19 protein-coding genes are annotated in these 14615 nt (G+C 61.6%); all 19 read left to right on the top strand.

From position 1 onward, the window contains the following. Position 1: 1 nt before the first annotated feature. The 19 genes from ACQKOE_RS07815 (at position 2) to ACQKOE_RS07725 (ending at position 14601) form a co-directional block, all read left to right on the top strand. Positions 2-685 carry a ParB/Srx family N-terminal domain-containing protein gene (locus ACQKOE_RS07815; protein WP_427512291.1) on the top strand — a complete coding sequence of 228 codons (684 nt, stop codon included), beginning with the start codon at positions 2-4 and terminating at the stop codon, positions 683-685. Next, a complete protein-coding gene (locus tag ACQKOE_RS07810) occupies positions 675-1004 on the top strand; it encodes a hypothetical protein (RefSeq protein WP_427512290.1) in 330 nt (109 codons plus the stop codon). Before ACQKOE_RS07815 ends, ACQKOE_RS07810 begins: the two co-directional genes overlap by 11 nt. Further along, entirely contained in the window at positions 1004-1651 is a 648-nt protein-coding gene (locus ACQKOE_RS07805; protein ID WP_427512289.1) for an ATP-binding cassette domain-containing protein, read from the top strand. Before ACQKOE_RS07810 ends, ACQKOE_RS07805 begins: the two co-directional genes overlap by 1 nt. After that, complete coding sequence (locus ACQKOE_RS07800) at positions 1644-2561, top strand: hypothetical protein (protein WP_427512288.1); 918 nt, start codon at positions 1644-1646, stop codon at positions 2559-2561. The genes ACQKOE_RS07805 and ACQKOE_RS07800 overlap by 8 nt, the downstream gene beginning before the upstream one ends. A gap of 5 nt (positions 2562-2566) precedes the next feature. Beyond that, entirely contained in the window at positions 2567-2881 is a 315-nt protein-coding gene (locus ACQKOE_RS07795) for a hypothetical protein (RefSeq protein WP_427512287.1), read from the top strand. Positions 2882-3138: 257 nt separating this feature from the next. Continuing rightward, on the top strand, positions 3139-3729 hold the full coding sequence (locus ACQKOE_RS07790) for a hypothetical protein (RefSeq protein ID WP_427512286.1): 591 nt from the start codon (positions 3139-3141) through the stop codon (positions 3727-3729). A gap of 3 nt (positions 3730-3732) precedes the next feature. After that, positions 3733-6249: an LAGLIDADG family homing endonuclease gene (locus ACQKOE_RS07785; protein WP_427512285.1), complete on the top strand. Its 2517-nt coding sequence runs from the start codon at positions 3733-3735 to the stop codon at positions 6247-6249. A gap of 48 nt (positions 6250-6297) precedes the next feature. Further along, positions 6298-7950, top strand: a complete 1653-nt coding sequence (locus tag ACQKOE_RS07780) for a hypothetical protein (protein WP_427512284.1) — start codon at positions 6298-6300, stop codon at positions 7948-7950. A gap of 91 nt (positions 7951-8041) precedes the next feature. Next, positions 8042-8869 (top strand): DUF6651 domain-containing protein, encoded by an 828-nt coding sequence (locus ACQKOE_RS07775; RefSeq protein WP_427512283.1) that lies wholly within the window; start codon positions 8042-8044, stop codon positions 8867-8869. A 93-nt stretch (positions 8870-8962) separates the two neighbouring features. Then, positions 8963-9868 carry a major capsid protein gene (locus ACQKOE_RS07770; protein WP_427512282.1) on the top strand — a complete coding sequence of 302 codons (906 nt, stop codon included), beginning with the start codon at positions 8963-8965 and terminating at the stop codon, positions 9866-9868. 98 nt (positions 9869-9966) lie between these two features. Continuing rightward, complete coding sequence (locus ACQKOE_RS07765; protein WP_427512281.1) at positions 9967-10485, top strand: hypothetical protein; 519 nt, start codon at positions 9967-9969, stop codon at positions 10483-10485. 1 nt (position 10486) lies between these two features. Next, positions 10487-11311 (top strand): hypothetical protein, encoded by an 825-nt coding sequence (locus tag ACQKOE_RS07760; RefSeq protein WP_427512280.1) that lies wholly within the window; start codon positions 10487-10489, stop codon positions 11309-11311. Then, positions 11308-12066 carry a hypothetical protein gene (locus tag ACQKOE_RS07755; RefSeq protein ID WP_427512279.1) on the top strand — a complete coding sequence of 253 codons (759 nt, stop codon included), beginning with the start codon at positions 11308-11310 and terminating at the stop codon, positions 12064-12066. Before ACQKOE_RS07760 ends, ACQKOE_RS07755 begins: the two co-directional genes overlap by 4 nt. After that, positions 12066-12416, top strand: coding sequence for a hypothetical protein (locus tag ACQKOE_RS07750; protein WP_427512278.1), 351 nt, complete (start codon positions 12066-12068; stop codon positions 12414-12416). The genes ACQKOE_RS07755 and ACQKOE_RS07750 overlap by 1 nt, the downstream gene beginning before the upstream one ends. Beyond that, positions 12416-12868, top strand: coding sequence for a hypothetical protein (locus ACQKOE_RS07745; RefSeq protein ID WP_427512277.1), 453 nt, complete (start codon positions 12416-12418; stop codon positions 12866-12868). The genes ACQKOE_RS07750 and ACQKOE_RS07745 overlap by 1 nt, the downstream gene beginning before the upstream one ends. Next, the gene (locus tag ACQKOE_RS07740) at positions 12865-13248 is read left to right on the top strand and encodes a phage tail terminator protein (protein WP_427512276.1); all 384 of its coding nucleotides are present in this window, start codon (positions 12865-12867) and stop codon (positions 13246-13248) included. The genes ACQKOE_RS07745 and ACQKOE_RS07740 overlap by 4 nt, the downstream gene beginning before the upstream one ends. A gap of 75 nt (positions 13249-13323) precedes the next feature. Beyond that, complete coding sequence (locus tag ACQKOE_RS07735; RefSeq protein ID WP_427512275.1) at positions 13324-13848, top strand: hypothetical protein; 525 nt, start codon at positions 13324-13326, stop codon at positions 13846-13848. A gap of 58 nt (positions 13849-13906) precedes the next feature. Further along, positions 13907-14302: a hypothetical protein gene (locus ACQKOE_RS07730; protein ID WP_427512274.1), complete on the top strand. Its 396-nt coding sequence runs from the start codon at positions 13907-13909 to the stop codon at positions 14300-14302. A gap of 11 nt (positions 14303-14313) precedes the next feature. Next, a complete protein-coding gene (locus ACQKOE_RS07725) occupies positions 14314-14601 on the top strand; it encodes a hypothetical protein (RefSeq protein WP_427512273.1) in 288 nt (95 codons plus the stop codon). Positions 14602-14615: the final 14 nt, after the last annotated feature.

The following is a 14615-nucleotide window of genomic DNA, read 5'->3' as shown; positions in this document are numbered from 1 at the left end:
CATGCCTACTGACACACAGACAGACCCCTACAATCTGGTTCGCCTGCCGACCGAAATGTGGGACATCGGCCGCGTCCACACCTACGACAAGAACACCAAGGTCCACAGCCGCGCCCACATCAAGAAGCTGATGAGCTCGATCGCCGCGGACGGCCTGTTCGACGCGCTGATCGTTGACGCAGACGGGGTGCTGATCGCGGGCCACGGGCGCTACGCTGCGCTGGTCGAACTGGGGCACAAGGTGGTCCCGGTGAAGCACGCCGCGCACCTCTCGAAGAACCAGGCTGACGCTGCCCGTATCGCCCACAACAAGACCGCCTCGACCGATTACGACAGCGGCCTGATGGCTGAGGAAATGAAGCGGCTGATGGAAGCCGACGACGTGGACATTTCGGTGCTCGGCTTCGACGAGAACGAGCTCGACTTCCTCATCGACGACCTCGGCAACATGGATCTCGGCGCGATCTCCACCGATCTCGACCAGGACATCGACGACCAGGAAGCCGAGACCAACGACAAGGTCAAGGCGACCGACGCGAGCAGCGAGAAGGTGGTCAAGGCGCTGGGCTTCAACGCCATCCCGATCGACGGGGTGAAGCATGTGCGGCGGTTCATCGCCGCGATCGAGGCCGACACCGGCAAGACCGGGGCCGACGCATTCGTGGAGTTCTGCCGTGGACGATAACGAACGCAACGTGATCGACTTTTTCTCCGGCGATGTGCTGGAGGAAGGCGAACAGGCCGGGATCGACAACGAACTGCTCGACGCTGACCGCCGGGCGACCATCGAGACGCTGGAAAGCGTGATCGAGGACGTCCGCGCCGGGCTGATCATCGGCTGCGTGGTCATCGCTGGCCGGTATGACGAGGATGAACTGGCCATCACCGGGATCGAGGTATCCTGCGCTGAACCGATCGTCATGGCGCCGCTGCTCTTTCTCGCTGGGACCGAGATTGCCCGCCGCCGGGTTCACGATCTGATCGAACAGATGGGAGAAGCCTGATGCGCCTCACTCTGAACAAGTCGTTCGAGACCAGCGTGGCGCGCTCAGAGCGTGTCATCAAGGTCGCCGAAGCCTTTGGTTTAGGGCTCGAAAGCCGGGAGTTCACGGTCCTTGACGATGTCGAGGTAGACGTCGAGCCAGGCGACGTCGTTTACATTTGCGGCCAGTCGGGCGCTGGCAAGTCGGTTCTGCTGCGCGAACTGTCCCACATGCTCGCCGAGCAGGGCCAGAAAGTGGCGAACATCGACGGGGTTGAACTCGACGAGAGCCGTGCCCTGATTGACCAGATCGGTGGTGAGAGCATGGCAGAAGCTATCCGTCTCCTCAGCGTCGCGGGGCTCTCCGATGCGTATCTCTACATTCGCCGGCCGTCCGAGCTTAGCGATGGACAGCGCTACCGCTATCGCCTCGCTAAGCTGCTCGAAAGTGATGCCGATGTGTGGGTGGCCGACGAATTCGGAGCGGTCCTGGATCGCGTTACGGCCAAGATCGTTGCGTGGAATCTCGCAAAAGTGGCGCGCGCTCATCAAAAAACCCTCATCGTCGCTACCACCCACACGGACTTGAAAGACGAGCTTGCCCCGTCGCTGACTGTCACCAAGCGTTTCCATGACCGCATCAAGATCGAGACGGTGCATGGTGACTGACACGCATCTAGCGGTTCGCGAACTGGATTGCAAGCAAGAATTTCCCTGGGAATGCGAGCGGCTGGAAAACTGCCGCCCGCACCTCTCGCTGCTCGACCAGATGACCGTGCAGCGCGGCACGATCGAAGACTGGCGCACGCTGGAGGATCTCCACTACAAGCAATCCGGCAGCCTGCCTGCGGGCAGCCACCACTTCACCCTCAAGCTCGGTGACGAACTGATCGGGGTGCTGGTGATGGCCTCGCCCAAGCTGCTGCTCAAGGAGCGCCACGTCGTCCTGCCGCGGCTCAAGCCGACCGGCCAGGACAACAAGCTGACAAATCAATACCGGATGAAATGGATCAACGCCAACATGTCGGTGGTGGCCCGCGTGGTCGTGGACACGATGTATCGCGGCGCGGGCCTGGCCTACCGGTTCACCAACATCGCGAGCCGCATGGAAGGCAAGCGGTTCATCGAGATCCAGTCCTCGATGAGCAAGTATAACCTGTTCGCCCACAAGGCAGGTTTCCAGTTCGTCAAGCCGATGCGCTCGAACAAGTATGACGTTGGCATCCGCTTCTTCCGCTCGACCTTCGAGAGTGATCCCGCCGACCTCGAAGCGATCATCGAGGAGTGGTCAGCCAAAGACCCGATCGAGCGCGCCGCGGTCGAGAAGGCCACCAAGGATTTCTACTACGCCCACTCCGCGCTGGAGAAGACCGGCAAGTCGCTCGGCGGGGTCGGGGAAGCGCGGGTTGCCCGCATGAGCTTCCGTGACTGCGTCCACGCCCTGCAGCAGATGGTCCTCGCCTCGCCGCTGTATGGGATCTACACCAACCCCGACGTGGGCCGCGACGACATGCCCGCCGTGGTGCCGCTGACCTGGTTCGACAATCAGCCCACCGATGCGAAGCTGATCCTGCCGTGAGTTGCGTGCGCAAGCCTCCCGCGACCGGAAACTTCCGGGGCACGCCGAAGCAGATGGCGGTGCTGCGCTCGATTGTCAGGCGCAACCCCGACGGTTCGCTGCTCGACATCGTCCAGCTGATGGACATGCACGGCAACGGAGCGTCCCGCATGGCGATGCGCCAGACGCTGGGTTACCTGGAATCGCACGGACTGATCAGACGCGCCGGCCAGGAATTTCGTGGAGCCCAGATCTCGGGCAAACCCCGCAGACTGTTCGAGGCCACTGACATGGGACGAGCGATTGTCAGACCCCGAACCTTACCCTCCGCGGATGGGTGAATTTCAGGTGATTTTTGGGTGTCTCTCGCGTGCGTATACGCGGGCGCGCGTTAAGTTATTTATTTTTATATATATTATTATATATCTCTATGATTCGATTACCCTCACTTCGTTCGGGTAAAGGAAACTGCGTTTCGGCTCTAATTTCAGGTGACTCATGAATTGCTCGAAAATGAGCGCTGCATTGCAATCTGACCTCGCGGTGTGTAAGATGACACACATGCAATCGGCAACCACAAATCCGCGGAGTTCAGCCCATGGCTAACAAGCCCAAGCTCTCGCCCACTGACTGGGCGAACGTCGTGGTTGCTTACCAGAGCGGCGAGAAGAACATGGTTGAGCTCGCCGAGGAATACGGCGTGACGCACCAAGCCATTTCCAAGGGGCTGCGGGAGCGGGGCATTCGGCGTGTCTCGGAGCTCACCGAAAACATCGTCAACGAGGAAGACCAGGCTCGCAAGCAGCGCGAGGAAGACGTGGCCAAGGCTCGCCAGCAGGTCGAGCGCTTCTCCAAGTTCAACGACGTCATCACCCAGATGGTCATGAAACGGGTCATCGACGGCGATCGCGACGGAACGCTGCGGGCCTACGACGGCGAGATCAAGGTGCTCAACAACGCCTCGAAGGTGGTCGAGCGGGCCCGGCGCGAGAACTGGACGATCCTCGAAATCGAAAAGGTGCTGGAAGGCGAGGAAAGCCTGCCCGACCTCAACGTCGGCGAGTATACCCCCGAGGAGCTCGAAGCGATCCGCCAGGCCAACGAGGACAACTACCTCGAAGGCCAGAACGACGACGACGAGCAATACGACGATTACTCGCTCGCCAGCGACGAGGATGGCGACGAGTAACCCGTGGCCTACTTCCCCACTCCCCAGATCAACCTGAAGCTGCACGCGGCCCAGGCAGAGGTCTCGCGCTCCACCGCGCGTTTCCGCGTGCTCGTCGCCGGGCGACGCTTCGGCAAGTGTATTGTCGAGGGCACCCCCGTCATGATGGCCGACGGTTCGCGCAAGCCAATCGAAGCCCTTGTGCCAGGTGATTTGGTGTTGTCTGTCAATCCAGACACCTACGCCATAGAACCTCGTTCGGTGGTAGCGGCTGAGTGTAATGGCGTGCGCGAAACGACTGTGGTTAGGACAGCCGCTCGCAAAATTGCCTCGACCCCGCATCACCCACACCTCGTCAATAACCGCTTCATCAATGCCGACCAGATCAAGCCAGGTGACCTAATCGGCGTGCCTCGCACCCAACCTTTTGGGGATCTGGTTGTGCCGCAGCATGAACTGGACTTCCTCGCGATGTGGCTCGCGGAGGGGCGCGATGAAAGGTTCTCTAACGGGACAGAGGCCGTGATCAAACGCATGCATGCCGCTGTTGCGGGGTTTGGCTGCGAGATGGTCAAGCACACTGGCTACGACTGGCGCATTCGTAAGATTGGGAATGCCAGCCGGATGCCCAGTCCCGTGCGTGAATACCTGCGCAGGCTCGACCTGTGGAGCCGGGACAGTAAGACCAAGATCATCCCAGAGTTCGTATTCCGGCTGAACAGAGCCCAACTGGCGTCATTTCTCAATCTTTGGTTCGCTACTGACGGCTGTATCACTCGCAACGGATCGCTTCAGATTGGCCTCTCTAACGAGGCAATGGTTCGGCAGATTGCTGACCTGCTCAGCAAGTTTGGAATTCATGGTTCGATCTACCATAAGGTTCACGCGGATCATGGTCGCGATGGTCAGCCGTTCCAGAGTTGGACTTGGGCCACAAGCAGCCCTCGCTCAATTGTCGCTTTTGCTCGCAACATTGGGGCTCTCGGCAAGGAGGCTGCTGTATCAGCGGCGCTGGAAAAGGCTGCGGCGTCTCGCGGCAACTCCAACGAATATCTGCCGATCAGCTACGATGAATTCGTGGCAAAGTTGCTGCCATTCGACCGGCGTCATCTTGGCAAGTTTGGCGGCTACAATGCCACTCATGAACGCGGTATGCCGGAAGAATTGCGTCTGCAGCTGAACAGCTGGCGAAAACAGTCCACGGCGCGCATGTCGGTCAAGCGTTACCTTGCGATGCGCAAATGGGTGGATGGCTATTTCGATCCGCTGCTCGACGGCGACGTCTTCTGGGAAGTCGTGACTGAAGTTGTGCCTGGTAATCAGGCTCGCACATACGACATTGAAGTCGAAGGGAACCACACCTTCATCGCCAATGGCGTGGTTACTCACAACACCCACCTGTCCAAGGTCGAGATCATCAAGGCATGCCGTGGCCGCGGCAAGCGGATGATCTGGTATGTCGCCCCGACCTTCAGCATGGCCCGCGAAATTATGTGGGACGAGCTGATCGACGCGATCCCCAAGGCGTGGGTCGCGCGAACCCACGAGACGCGCCTCGAAGTGCGCCTGATCAACGGCACGGTGATCCAGCTGAAGGGCGCCGACCGGCCAGACACCCTGCGTGGCCGTGCGCTGTATTTCGCGATCCTCGACGAGTTCCAGGACTTTCGCCCCGACGTGTGGGAGAAGGTCATCTACCCGACGCTCACCACCACCAAGGGCCGCGCGCTGATCATCGGCACGCCCAAGAGCTTCAATCACTTCTACGAGGTCTACCGCAAGGGCCAGCTGCGCAAGAACCGCAAGAGCGGGCAGTGGTGGTCGTGGCAGTTCCCGACGATCATGTCGCCGTTCTTCCCGCCGTCGGAAATCGCCCACGCCCGCGAGAACCTTGATCCCAAGACCTTCCGCCAGGAGTTCGAGGCGAGCTTCGAGTCCATGGCCGGGCGCGTCTACTACGCCTTCGACCGCAACGAGCACGTCGGCAATTACCCGTTCAATCCGCGGCTGCCGATCATCATCGGCCAGGACTTCAACGTCGATCCGATGTCGAGCGTGATCATGCAGCAGCAGCCCAACGGCGAAGTCTGGGTGGTCGATGAAATCTGCCTGCCCTCCTCGAACGCGCTGGAGACCTGCGAGGAAATCGACCGCCGCTACTTCCGCCACAAGTCGCTGATCACGATCTACCCTGACCCTGCCGGCGCCAACCGCAACTCCTCGCGCGGCGAGAGCGACCTCGATGTGTTCCGCCAGAAGGGCTACCGGCGGCTGATCTACAAGAAAAAGCACCCGCTGGTCGCCGACCGCGTCGCTGTCGTGAACTCGATGTTCAAGGCCGCCGACGGCACGGTGAAGATCCGCGTCAACCGGACCTGCCTGCAGACGATCGAGAGCCTGGAGCAGACGATCTACAAGCCGGGCACCCCGACCGTGGACAAGAGCCAGGGCAAGGAACACATGGCCGACGCACTCGGCTATCCGATCCACTACCTGTTCGGTCAGCGCTTCAAGAAGATCGTCGGCGTTGACTTGGGCTAAACGCATGGTGGACAACACGCACGCATTCAGGCTATAATCGGACCCCTCATGGCTATCACCCTTCAAGACCTCCAAAGCGCCGGTAACGAACAGCTGCTCAAGCTGGTCGCACGTCGTCATCCCGACTTTGCGGATAACGTCGCGCACTGGACGTTCCTCGACCTCAGCTACCGGGGCGGCCGCAAGTGGATCGAGGACAACCTGTTCTCCTACCACAAGGAAGGCAAAGCCGAGTTCGCCGAGCGCAAGAAGCGGGCCTACCGCTTCCCGCACAGCCGCGAAGTGATCAGCCTGGTCAACAAGTATGTCTTCAAGGGTTCGATCGAGCGCAGCGCCGAGCCGCCATCGCCGGTCAAGGATTTCTGGAAGTCGGCGACGCTGCTCAAGCGGCCGATCGAAGACCTGATGATGAACATTTCCACCGGCACCTCGACCTTCGGGCGACTGTGGGTGGTCGTGGACAACAACGTCCCCGCCGAGGTGCGGACCAAGGCCGATCTCAAGAAGTCGAAGGGGCGCACCTACGCCTACTTCCTCAAGCCGACCCAGGTCTACGACTTCGAGTATGACGAGGACGGCGAGCTCGACTGGATTCTCTACGGTGAGTTTTCCCGTGAGGCCGGCTCCCCGCTGCAGAGCGACGGGAAGATCGAGCACCAGTATCGCATCTGGACCAAGGAATTCACGGTAGTGATGCGCGAGGACACGACCGACGGCGAACGCCGGATCTCGCTCGCGCCTGACAGCGTGCGCGAGCACAACCTCGGCCTGGTCCCGGTCTTCCCGGCTGACCACATCACCACCGATGATCTCTACTCGTCGGCGGGCCTGATCGAGGACGTCGCCTACCTCGACCGCGCCGTGGCCAATTACCTGTCGAACCTCGACGTGATCATCCAGGACCAGACCTTCAGCCAGCTGGCGATCCCGTTCCAGGGGCTGATGCAGTCGGCCGAGAACAGTTCCTATGACCCGGACTTCGACGACCTCGAACAGGTCGATCAGATGGTCAAGATGGGGACCAAGCGGGTGTTCGCCTACAACGCGGAAGGCGGCTCTGCCCCGACCTTTATTTCGCCCGACGTCAAGCAGGCCGACATCATCATGAAGGCCGTGACCAAGATCGTGGGCGAAATCTACCACTCGATCGGCATGGCCGGCGAGCGGACCAAGGAAGACAACGCTGCAGGCATCGACAACTCGTCGGGTGTCGCCAAGGCTTACGACTTCGAAAAGCTCAACGCGATGCTTGCTGCCAAGGCGCGCTCGCTCCAGAACATCGAAAAGAACCTCATCCGTCTGGTCTTCGCCTGGCGCTCGGAGCTCAAGGAGCTCGAAGAGATCGAGGACTACGTCACCTATCCCTCCACCTTCGACGTGCGCAACCTCGCCGACGAAATGGACAACGCCCAGCGCATGTCGGTGATGAACGCCCCGAAGAAGCTGCGCCGGATGCAGATGAAGCGTCTCGCCACCAAGATGTTCCCGCAGTCGCCCGAGGCCGACATGAAGGCGATCGAGAAGGAGATCGACGACGACTGGCTCGAACTCGATCCGGCGATGGCCCTGAACCAGCTGCCCCAGGGCGGCGAGCTACCCACCACGGGCCGCGTCCCCGGCAAGAAGAACAGCCAGGGCGAGAACAACAAGGGCTCGGTCAAGGCCGCCGACAAGCAGAAAGAGGTAAAGCCGGCCAAGTGAGCCGGCTTTGCCGTTTCAGAGGGTTGCGGAACGTCCTGCATGTGTGTTATCTTACGCACTTCCGGTAATACAATTCAGGACAAGATTTTTCATGACCGACGAAGAACGCCAGGCCGCCGAGGCCGCGGCTGCTGAAGAAGCCCGCAAGGCTGCCGAAGCTGCTGCCGCTGAGGAAGCGCGCAAGGCCAAGGAAGCTGAAGACGCCAAGAAGAAGGCTGCAGCTGACGCCGCTGGCGATGCCAATGTGGCCGCCGAGCTTGAACAGCTGCGCAAGGAAGCCGAAGAAGCCCGCAAGGAAGCCGATGAGGCCAAGAAGCAGGCCGCCCGCTTCAAGGGCATCGACCCCGAGGTCGCCAAGGAAAACGCCAAGAAGGTCGCCGAAGCTGAGGAAGCAAAGCGTGAAGCCGAGCGCAAGCAGGCCGAAGCTGAAGGCAACTTCGAGCGCCTGCGCGAACTGCAGAACGAGGACTTCGAGCGCAAGCTGAAGGAAATCGAGGAGCAGCGCGACGCGGCCCGTGCCGAAGCCGAAGCGATCAAGGATCGCCTGAGCTCGACCACCCGCAAGTCGGCGTTCGCCGCCTCGAAGTTCTTCGCTGACGAGACCGTGCTGACCGCCGCCAAGGCAGAGCGCCTGTTCGGCGACTTCGTCGAGGTCGAGGACGGCGTCGTCGTGGTTTACGATGCCCCGGCGGGTAGCTCCAAGCGAGCGAAGATCATGGACGCCAAGGGTGTGCCCCTGCCGTTCGACACCGCGATCCAGAAAGTCTTCGAGAAAGACCCGGATCACGAGACCCTCGCCAAGTCCAAGGTCAAGCCTGGCGCCGGGTCCAAGAGCGAAGATGCCGGTAACCCGCAAGCCAAGGCTTCGAGCGACCGTATCAGCCGTCTAGCAAACGCCGTGGCCCAGCTGCGGAAGTAATTTGCCCCGACTGCATGTGTGTTGTTGCACATGCAGTCGGACTTTGCTATGATGGTGCCCACAAAACACCAACCGAGATTTTAGGAGTCCTCAATGCCCTTGCTTCGCGTGGAAGCTGAGAAGCTCTCGAACAACGTCCTTGAGCAGGGCGTGATCGAGGAAATCATCGACCAGGATGCCATGTTTGCCCTGATGCCGTTCAAGCGCATCGTCGGTAAGGCATATGTCTACAACCGTGAAAATTCGCTGAGCGAGGCTGAATTCCTCGATCCCTACGACGTCGTGCCGGAAGGCGGCGCCACTTTCGACGAAGTCGTCGCAAAGCTGCGCATCCTGGCTGGTGACGTTGACGTGGACAACTTCCTCGACGAAACCATGGGCGACACCAACAACCAGACCGCGATCCAGATCGCTGCGAAGGCCAAGGGTATGCGCCGCAAGTTCCAGCGCACGCTGGCCACTGGCAACTCGGGCACCGACCCGAAGTCGTTCGACGGTATCGCCCAGCTGTGCGACGCCTCGCAGACGATCAACGCTGCTGGCGAAGGCGAAGCACTGACCTTCGAAAAGCTGGACCAGCTGCTGCGCGCTGTCCCGCTCGGCGCTGACGCGCTGGTCATGCGTGGTGGCACTCACGACGCGATCCTGTCGATGCTGCGTAACCTGGGTGGCACCACCCCGGATCACGTCACGCTGCCGGGTTCGGGTATCGTGGTTCCGGCCTACCGCCGCACCCCGATCATCATCAACGACTTCCTGCCGCAGGAAGATCACGGCACTGTTGGCGCTGCCAACACCTGCTCGATCTACGCTGTCCGCTTCAACGAAGCCGACGGTATGCACGGGATCTTCGGTGGCCCGACCGCGGGTATCCGCGTCCAGACCATCGGCACCCTGCAGAACAAGGACGCCGAACGCTACCGCATGAAGTGGTATTGCGGCACGGCTCTCAAGAGCACGAAGTCGCTGGCTCGCCTGAAGGGCATCACCAACGTCTAATGTATGTGCGTGTCTAATGACACGCACATACCAATTCTTGCCCTGGGAGGGCGCCGGGGAAGCCTCCTCGGCGCCCTTTCTTTTGAAGGAATGATTGCATGAAAGTTCGTATCATGACTCCCGGCTGGGAGACGTTCACGGGGAGCCTCGGCTTCCGCGCGGTGTTCAAGGACGGTGTGTCGGTCGATGACCTCGATCGCCGCCAGGTCGCCCGCATCGGCGCCAACCTGCGCATCATCGACATCGAGACCGGCCTGCAGGTCGGGCCCGCCGTCAATGCCCAGGCCGCCCAGAACGTCGAAGCCGTCGTGGTTCCTGAACCCAAGCGCCTCGATGAAGTCGAGCGCGAGGAAGCGGTGACCCGCGAAAAGCTGCTCGAAGACGAGAAGGCCCGCAAGGAAGCCGATGCCGCCGCGCTTGCTGAAGCCGAAGCCAAGGCTGCCGCCGCCATCGACGAGATCGTGATCTATTCGCGCCAGGAACTCGAAGCCATGGGCGCGAACGACGGCATCGAGAAGCTGCGCGAGATCGCCAAGCCGCTCAGCGTCAAGGGCCGGGCGATCGGTGACCTGATCGAGAACATCCTCAAGGCGCAGACCAAGCTGGTGACCGAGTAACATGGAAAGCAACCGCACCGCCGGGCAGAGTGCCCGCTTCGTAATCTCGACCCTCGACCCGGCGGGTGCGGCCTATACAGTTACCGCAGCCAGCTGGGCGATCTACGACGAGGCTGGCGCTTCGCTCATCACTGGCAGCGTGGCTCCGGCCGACATTGCCGCGAGCAGCGTCACCTTCACGGTGGCCGGCACCAGCCTGGTCCTCGCTGCAGGCGTCCCCAGCGCGGGCCGCGAGATCGTGGTCACCATCACCACCCCCGATGGGCCGATCGAACTGCGCGAGTATTTCGTGCTGGTCTCGGCAACCCCGCTCCTGCCCTTCACCAACTCGGTGATGAGCTATGCCGAAGCCCTTGCCGTGCGCGAGAGCTTTGGTCCTGACATGGGCGGCTGGGACGGCGCGACCAATCACCAGCAGCGCATCAACGCTTTGATCAACGCCCACGCCAACCTGGCGCGGCTCGTCTATTCGGTCCCGCATGACGCGGCCCGTCTACCGAGCGACTATGCCGGCTACGGCACTGGCAGCGACACCGTGTTCGACATGCGCCGCCGCCTGCAACTCTCGACGCTCAACGCCACCAGCTTTGCCGCCCTGCCCGCCTCGTTCGTCCAGGCGCTCAAGCGCGCCCAGCTGGTCGAGGCCGACACCATCCTCGGCGGGGACATCGTAGGCGACAAGCGCCGCGACGGGGTGGTCTCGGAGACGATCGGCGAAAGCTCGACCTTCTTCCAGTCGAAGCCGCTGCTCGACCTGCCCATCGGCCGCCGGGCCTATGCGATCCTGCGTCCCTACATCAGCATCAGCGTCGGGGTCTCCCGTTGATCGGAGAAGACCTCTCGCAGATGGCAAGCCTGGCCCAGGGTCGTTACGCCGCCTTTCTCGACTTCCTGCGAGCGCAGGCCGAGCAGAGCAACCGGCGTGACCCGACCAGCGAAGAAGTCCGCAACGACATCGAGCGCGTGGTTCGCGACCGCGCCCGCGAGTATCTGGGGCTTGAGCAAGCATATCTGAACGACGACACCCTTACGGTCGCCCGACGCGCTCACGAGACCGCTATGAGCGATCTGGGGCTACCGCAGGGGACCATCGCTGACCGCTTTGCAGATTTCATTTACCGCGCGTCCCGCTTCACCGCGCAGTTGCTGGCTGCCCAAGCGGAACGCGACGTGGTGGCTGTAGCCAAACACCTCTCGACCCTCGCCCAGCGGGTGGACATGAAGGTGCGCTCCGGTCGCCACACCATCATGAGCGCAGTCGCTGCCGTGCTGATCGACGACCGCACCGCACCGACCTTCCGCTACGTCGATCGGCTGGGCCGCAATTACAAGGCGACCAAGCACGTCCGCGACCTTTACCGCCAGCACCTGCTCAACGTCTACAACGAGGTCTACCTCGACATCATGGCGGAATACGGGGTGACGACGCTCGAAGTGACCCATCCTGAGCCGAGCTACAAGTGGGCCGGCACACTGGTCTCGATCGACGGCGAGGGCGATGATCCGCTCTACTACGACGTGCGCGACGAAATCTTCCATCCGGGATCTGATGCGGTCCTGACCATTCCAGAGGACGCCTGATGTTCCGGCCCAACATTACTGCCCAGCTGATCCGCAAGGGTGCGACCCGCGACATCTTCGGCCAGCCCAGCTACGGCGCTCCCGCCCCGCTGCGCTGCGCTGTGGTGCGTCTGACCACCGACGTGGTGCCCTCGACGGTGCGCGCCGACAGTTCGGCCTCACGCGGCGCCGCAGAGGAAACCACGGCCCAAGCCGTGATCCTGGTCCCGGCGACGACCGCAATCGCGGTCGGCGACGTGCTCGAATTGCTGGGCGAGCGCATCGAGGTGACCGGCCGGCATCCCCGGATCAACACCCGCGGCACGCTCGACCACATCGAGATCCACGGCAAGATCGACGAGAGCAGCTGATGGCCCAACTGACCTGGCGCGGAGACAGCGCCGACAGCCTCAGCTTCACCATGGTCCGCGAGGGCAAGCTGACCGGCAAGCGTGCGCTCAGGCACATGCGCCGGGTGTCGAAGGCCACCTTGCAGACCGCGATCGACTATTCGCCGGTGGACTACAAGGGGCGCACCCGCGGCAGCATGCCGCTGCACGAGCTCGAACGCTCGCACCGCCTGGTCGAAGTGCCCGGTGCCAACCGCCGGATCGAGGCCCGCATCGAAGTGGGCGGAATGGTCGGCGACGTGAACGTCGATCTCTACGCCATGTGGATTCACGACGGCAGCTACGAGCGCGGCCCGGCAACGATTGCCAAGGGCCCCAAGGCCGGTCCCGGCTGGCTCGAAACCGCGCTGGAGGAACACGAGGATGATTTCGAGCCGCTGCTCGACGAACTGCTGGAAGGACTGATGCGATGAAACACCTGCTTGCCATGGCCGAGATCATTCAGGCGGCCGGCATTGCCACGATCGGCCAAGACCTGTTCATCGGCACCATCCCGGCCGACGTGGTCCAGGGCGTGATGCTGCGCGACCCGCTGCTCGGTGCCGAGATCGACGATGGCATGAAGGACTTCTATTCGATCGAGGTCTCGGTCATCGTTCGCGACCCCAATGTCGGGGCTGGCTATGCCCGCGCCGAAGCGCTGCTGGCTGCGCTGACCAAGACCAACTGGGAGAACGCCGACATCCAGGCGGCCTGGATGCGCCCTACCAGCCTGCCGGTTTCTTACCCGCGCGGGGACGCTGACACGCTCGAAACTGCCTTCCGCGTCCGCGTCGGCTTCGGGGTCAAGTGATCACGAAAGATTGTGGCAACTGACACGCATCTATGGTATTATGGCCCCCGAAGCTGAATTCCTAGGAGTTGTAGAATGCCGACCGACTTTTCGACCCTTGAAATGGGCGCGTGCAATGTCTCGTTCAAAGGCACTGATCTTGGCCTGACCAAGGGCGGTGTCGAAGTCGAGTTCGCGACCGAAGTAGCCAACGTCAATGCTGACCAGTTTGGCGATTCCGTCATCGACCAATACATCAAAGGCCGTTCGATCAAGGTCAAGGTGCCGATGGCCGAACGCGACCTCACCAAGTTCGCTGCCGTGTTCCCCGGCTCGACCCTCGTCACCGGTGCTGGCGGCGCCAAGAAGCTCGTGGTGGATTCCGCCGTGGGCACCTCTCTGCGCGCTCTGGCTGGCATCCTGATCCTGCACCCTTCGGCTGTTGCCACTGCCGACAAGAGCAAGGATCTGGTCATTCCCCTGGCAATGTCCAAGGGCGACATGTCCTTCGCTTTCAAGCACGACGACCAGCGCGTCTACATGCTGGAGTTCGAAGGCTACACCGACCTGACCAACGGCGACCTGTTCGTCCTCGGCGACCCGGCTACCACCGCCGTCTAAGTGACCTGGGGGAGCTTCGGCTCCCCCACCCTTCTCTCCTGACAATCCAAGGCAAAACATGGGCAACCCAAAAATTCTCAACCTCGACGATCTGGATCTTTCGGAAACCGGGATCGAAATCGTCCACGATGGCGTCAAGCACCCGATGCGGCTGCTCACCGTCGAAATGTTCATCCAGCAGCAGAAGCGCCAGCGCGAACACGAGAAGCGTGTCGATGCCGGCGGTGCCGACGAGGCAGAATTCGTCGATGCAGTCGAGCTGATCCGCGACAGCGTGAAGGAGTTCTTCCCGACGCTCGACGTGAATGGCCTGCCGACGCCGAAGCTGTTCCGCATTTTCGCGTTCCTCAACGAGATCACCGCGAAGATGAATTCCGAATCCGCCGATGACGTGGTCGAAGAGACCGCCGAAGAAGCGGGAAACGAAGCCAGCGTGGAGCCGACGGAGAGCTAATCGGGATCGACTTGGCCTTCTACATCGCGCGGGTGATGCGCGAGTATGGGCAAGGGTATTGGGACGTTCTCTCGCTACCCATCAAGACGTTCTGGTCTCTCAACCGCCAGGTCAACCGTCTCCGCGCCGAAGCAGACATCCGCTCACTCCGCATCACCAGTGCGGCGGCGAGCGGAGAAGCGGCGACCAAGCTGCACGATGAGCTCCAGCGCGAGATCGAAACGCCGGTGCTGATCGAAAAGAAGTTCGATGAGGCCAAGTTCCTCGAACTTCAGCAGAAGTTCGCAAAGGGTGCATAGTCAATAAAACACAT

It is taken from the genome of Novosphingobium sp. NPDC080210, from assembly GCF_050281025.1.
Lineage (GTDB): Bacteria > Pseudomonadota > Alphaproteobacteria > Sphingomonadales > Sphingomonadaceae > Novosphingobium.
Note: the sequence above shows the minus strand (reverse complement) of the source record. Positions and strands in the feature narration are given on the sequence as shown.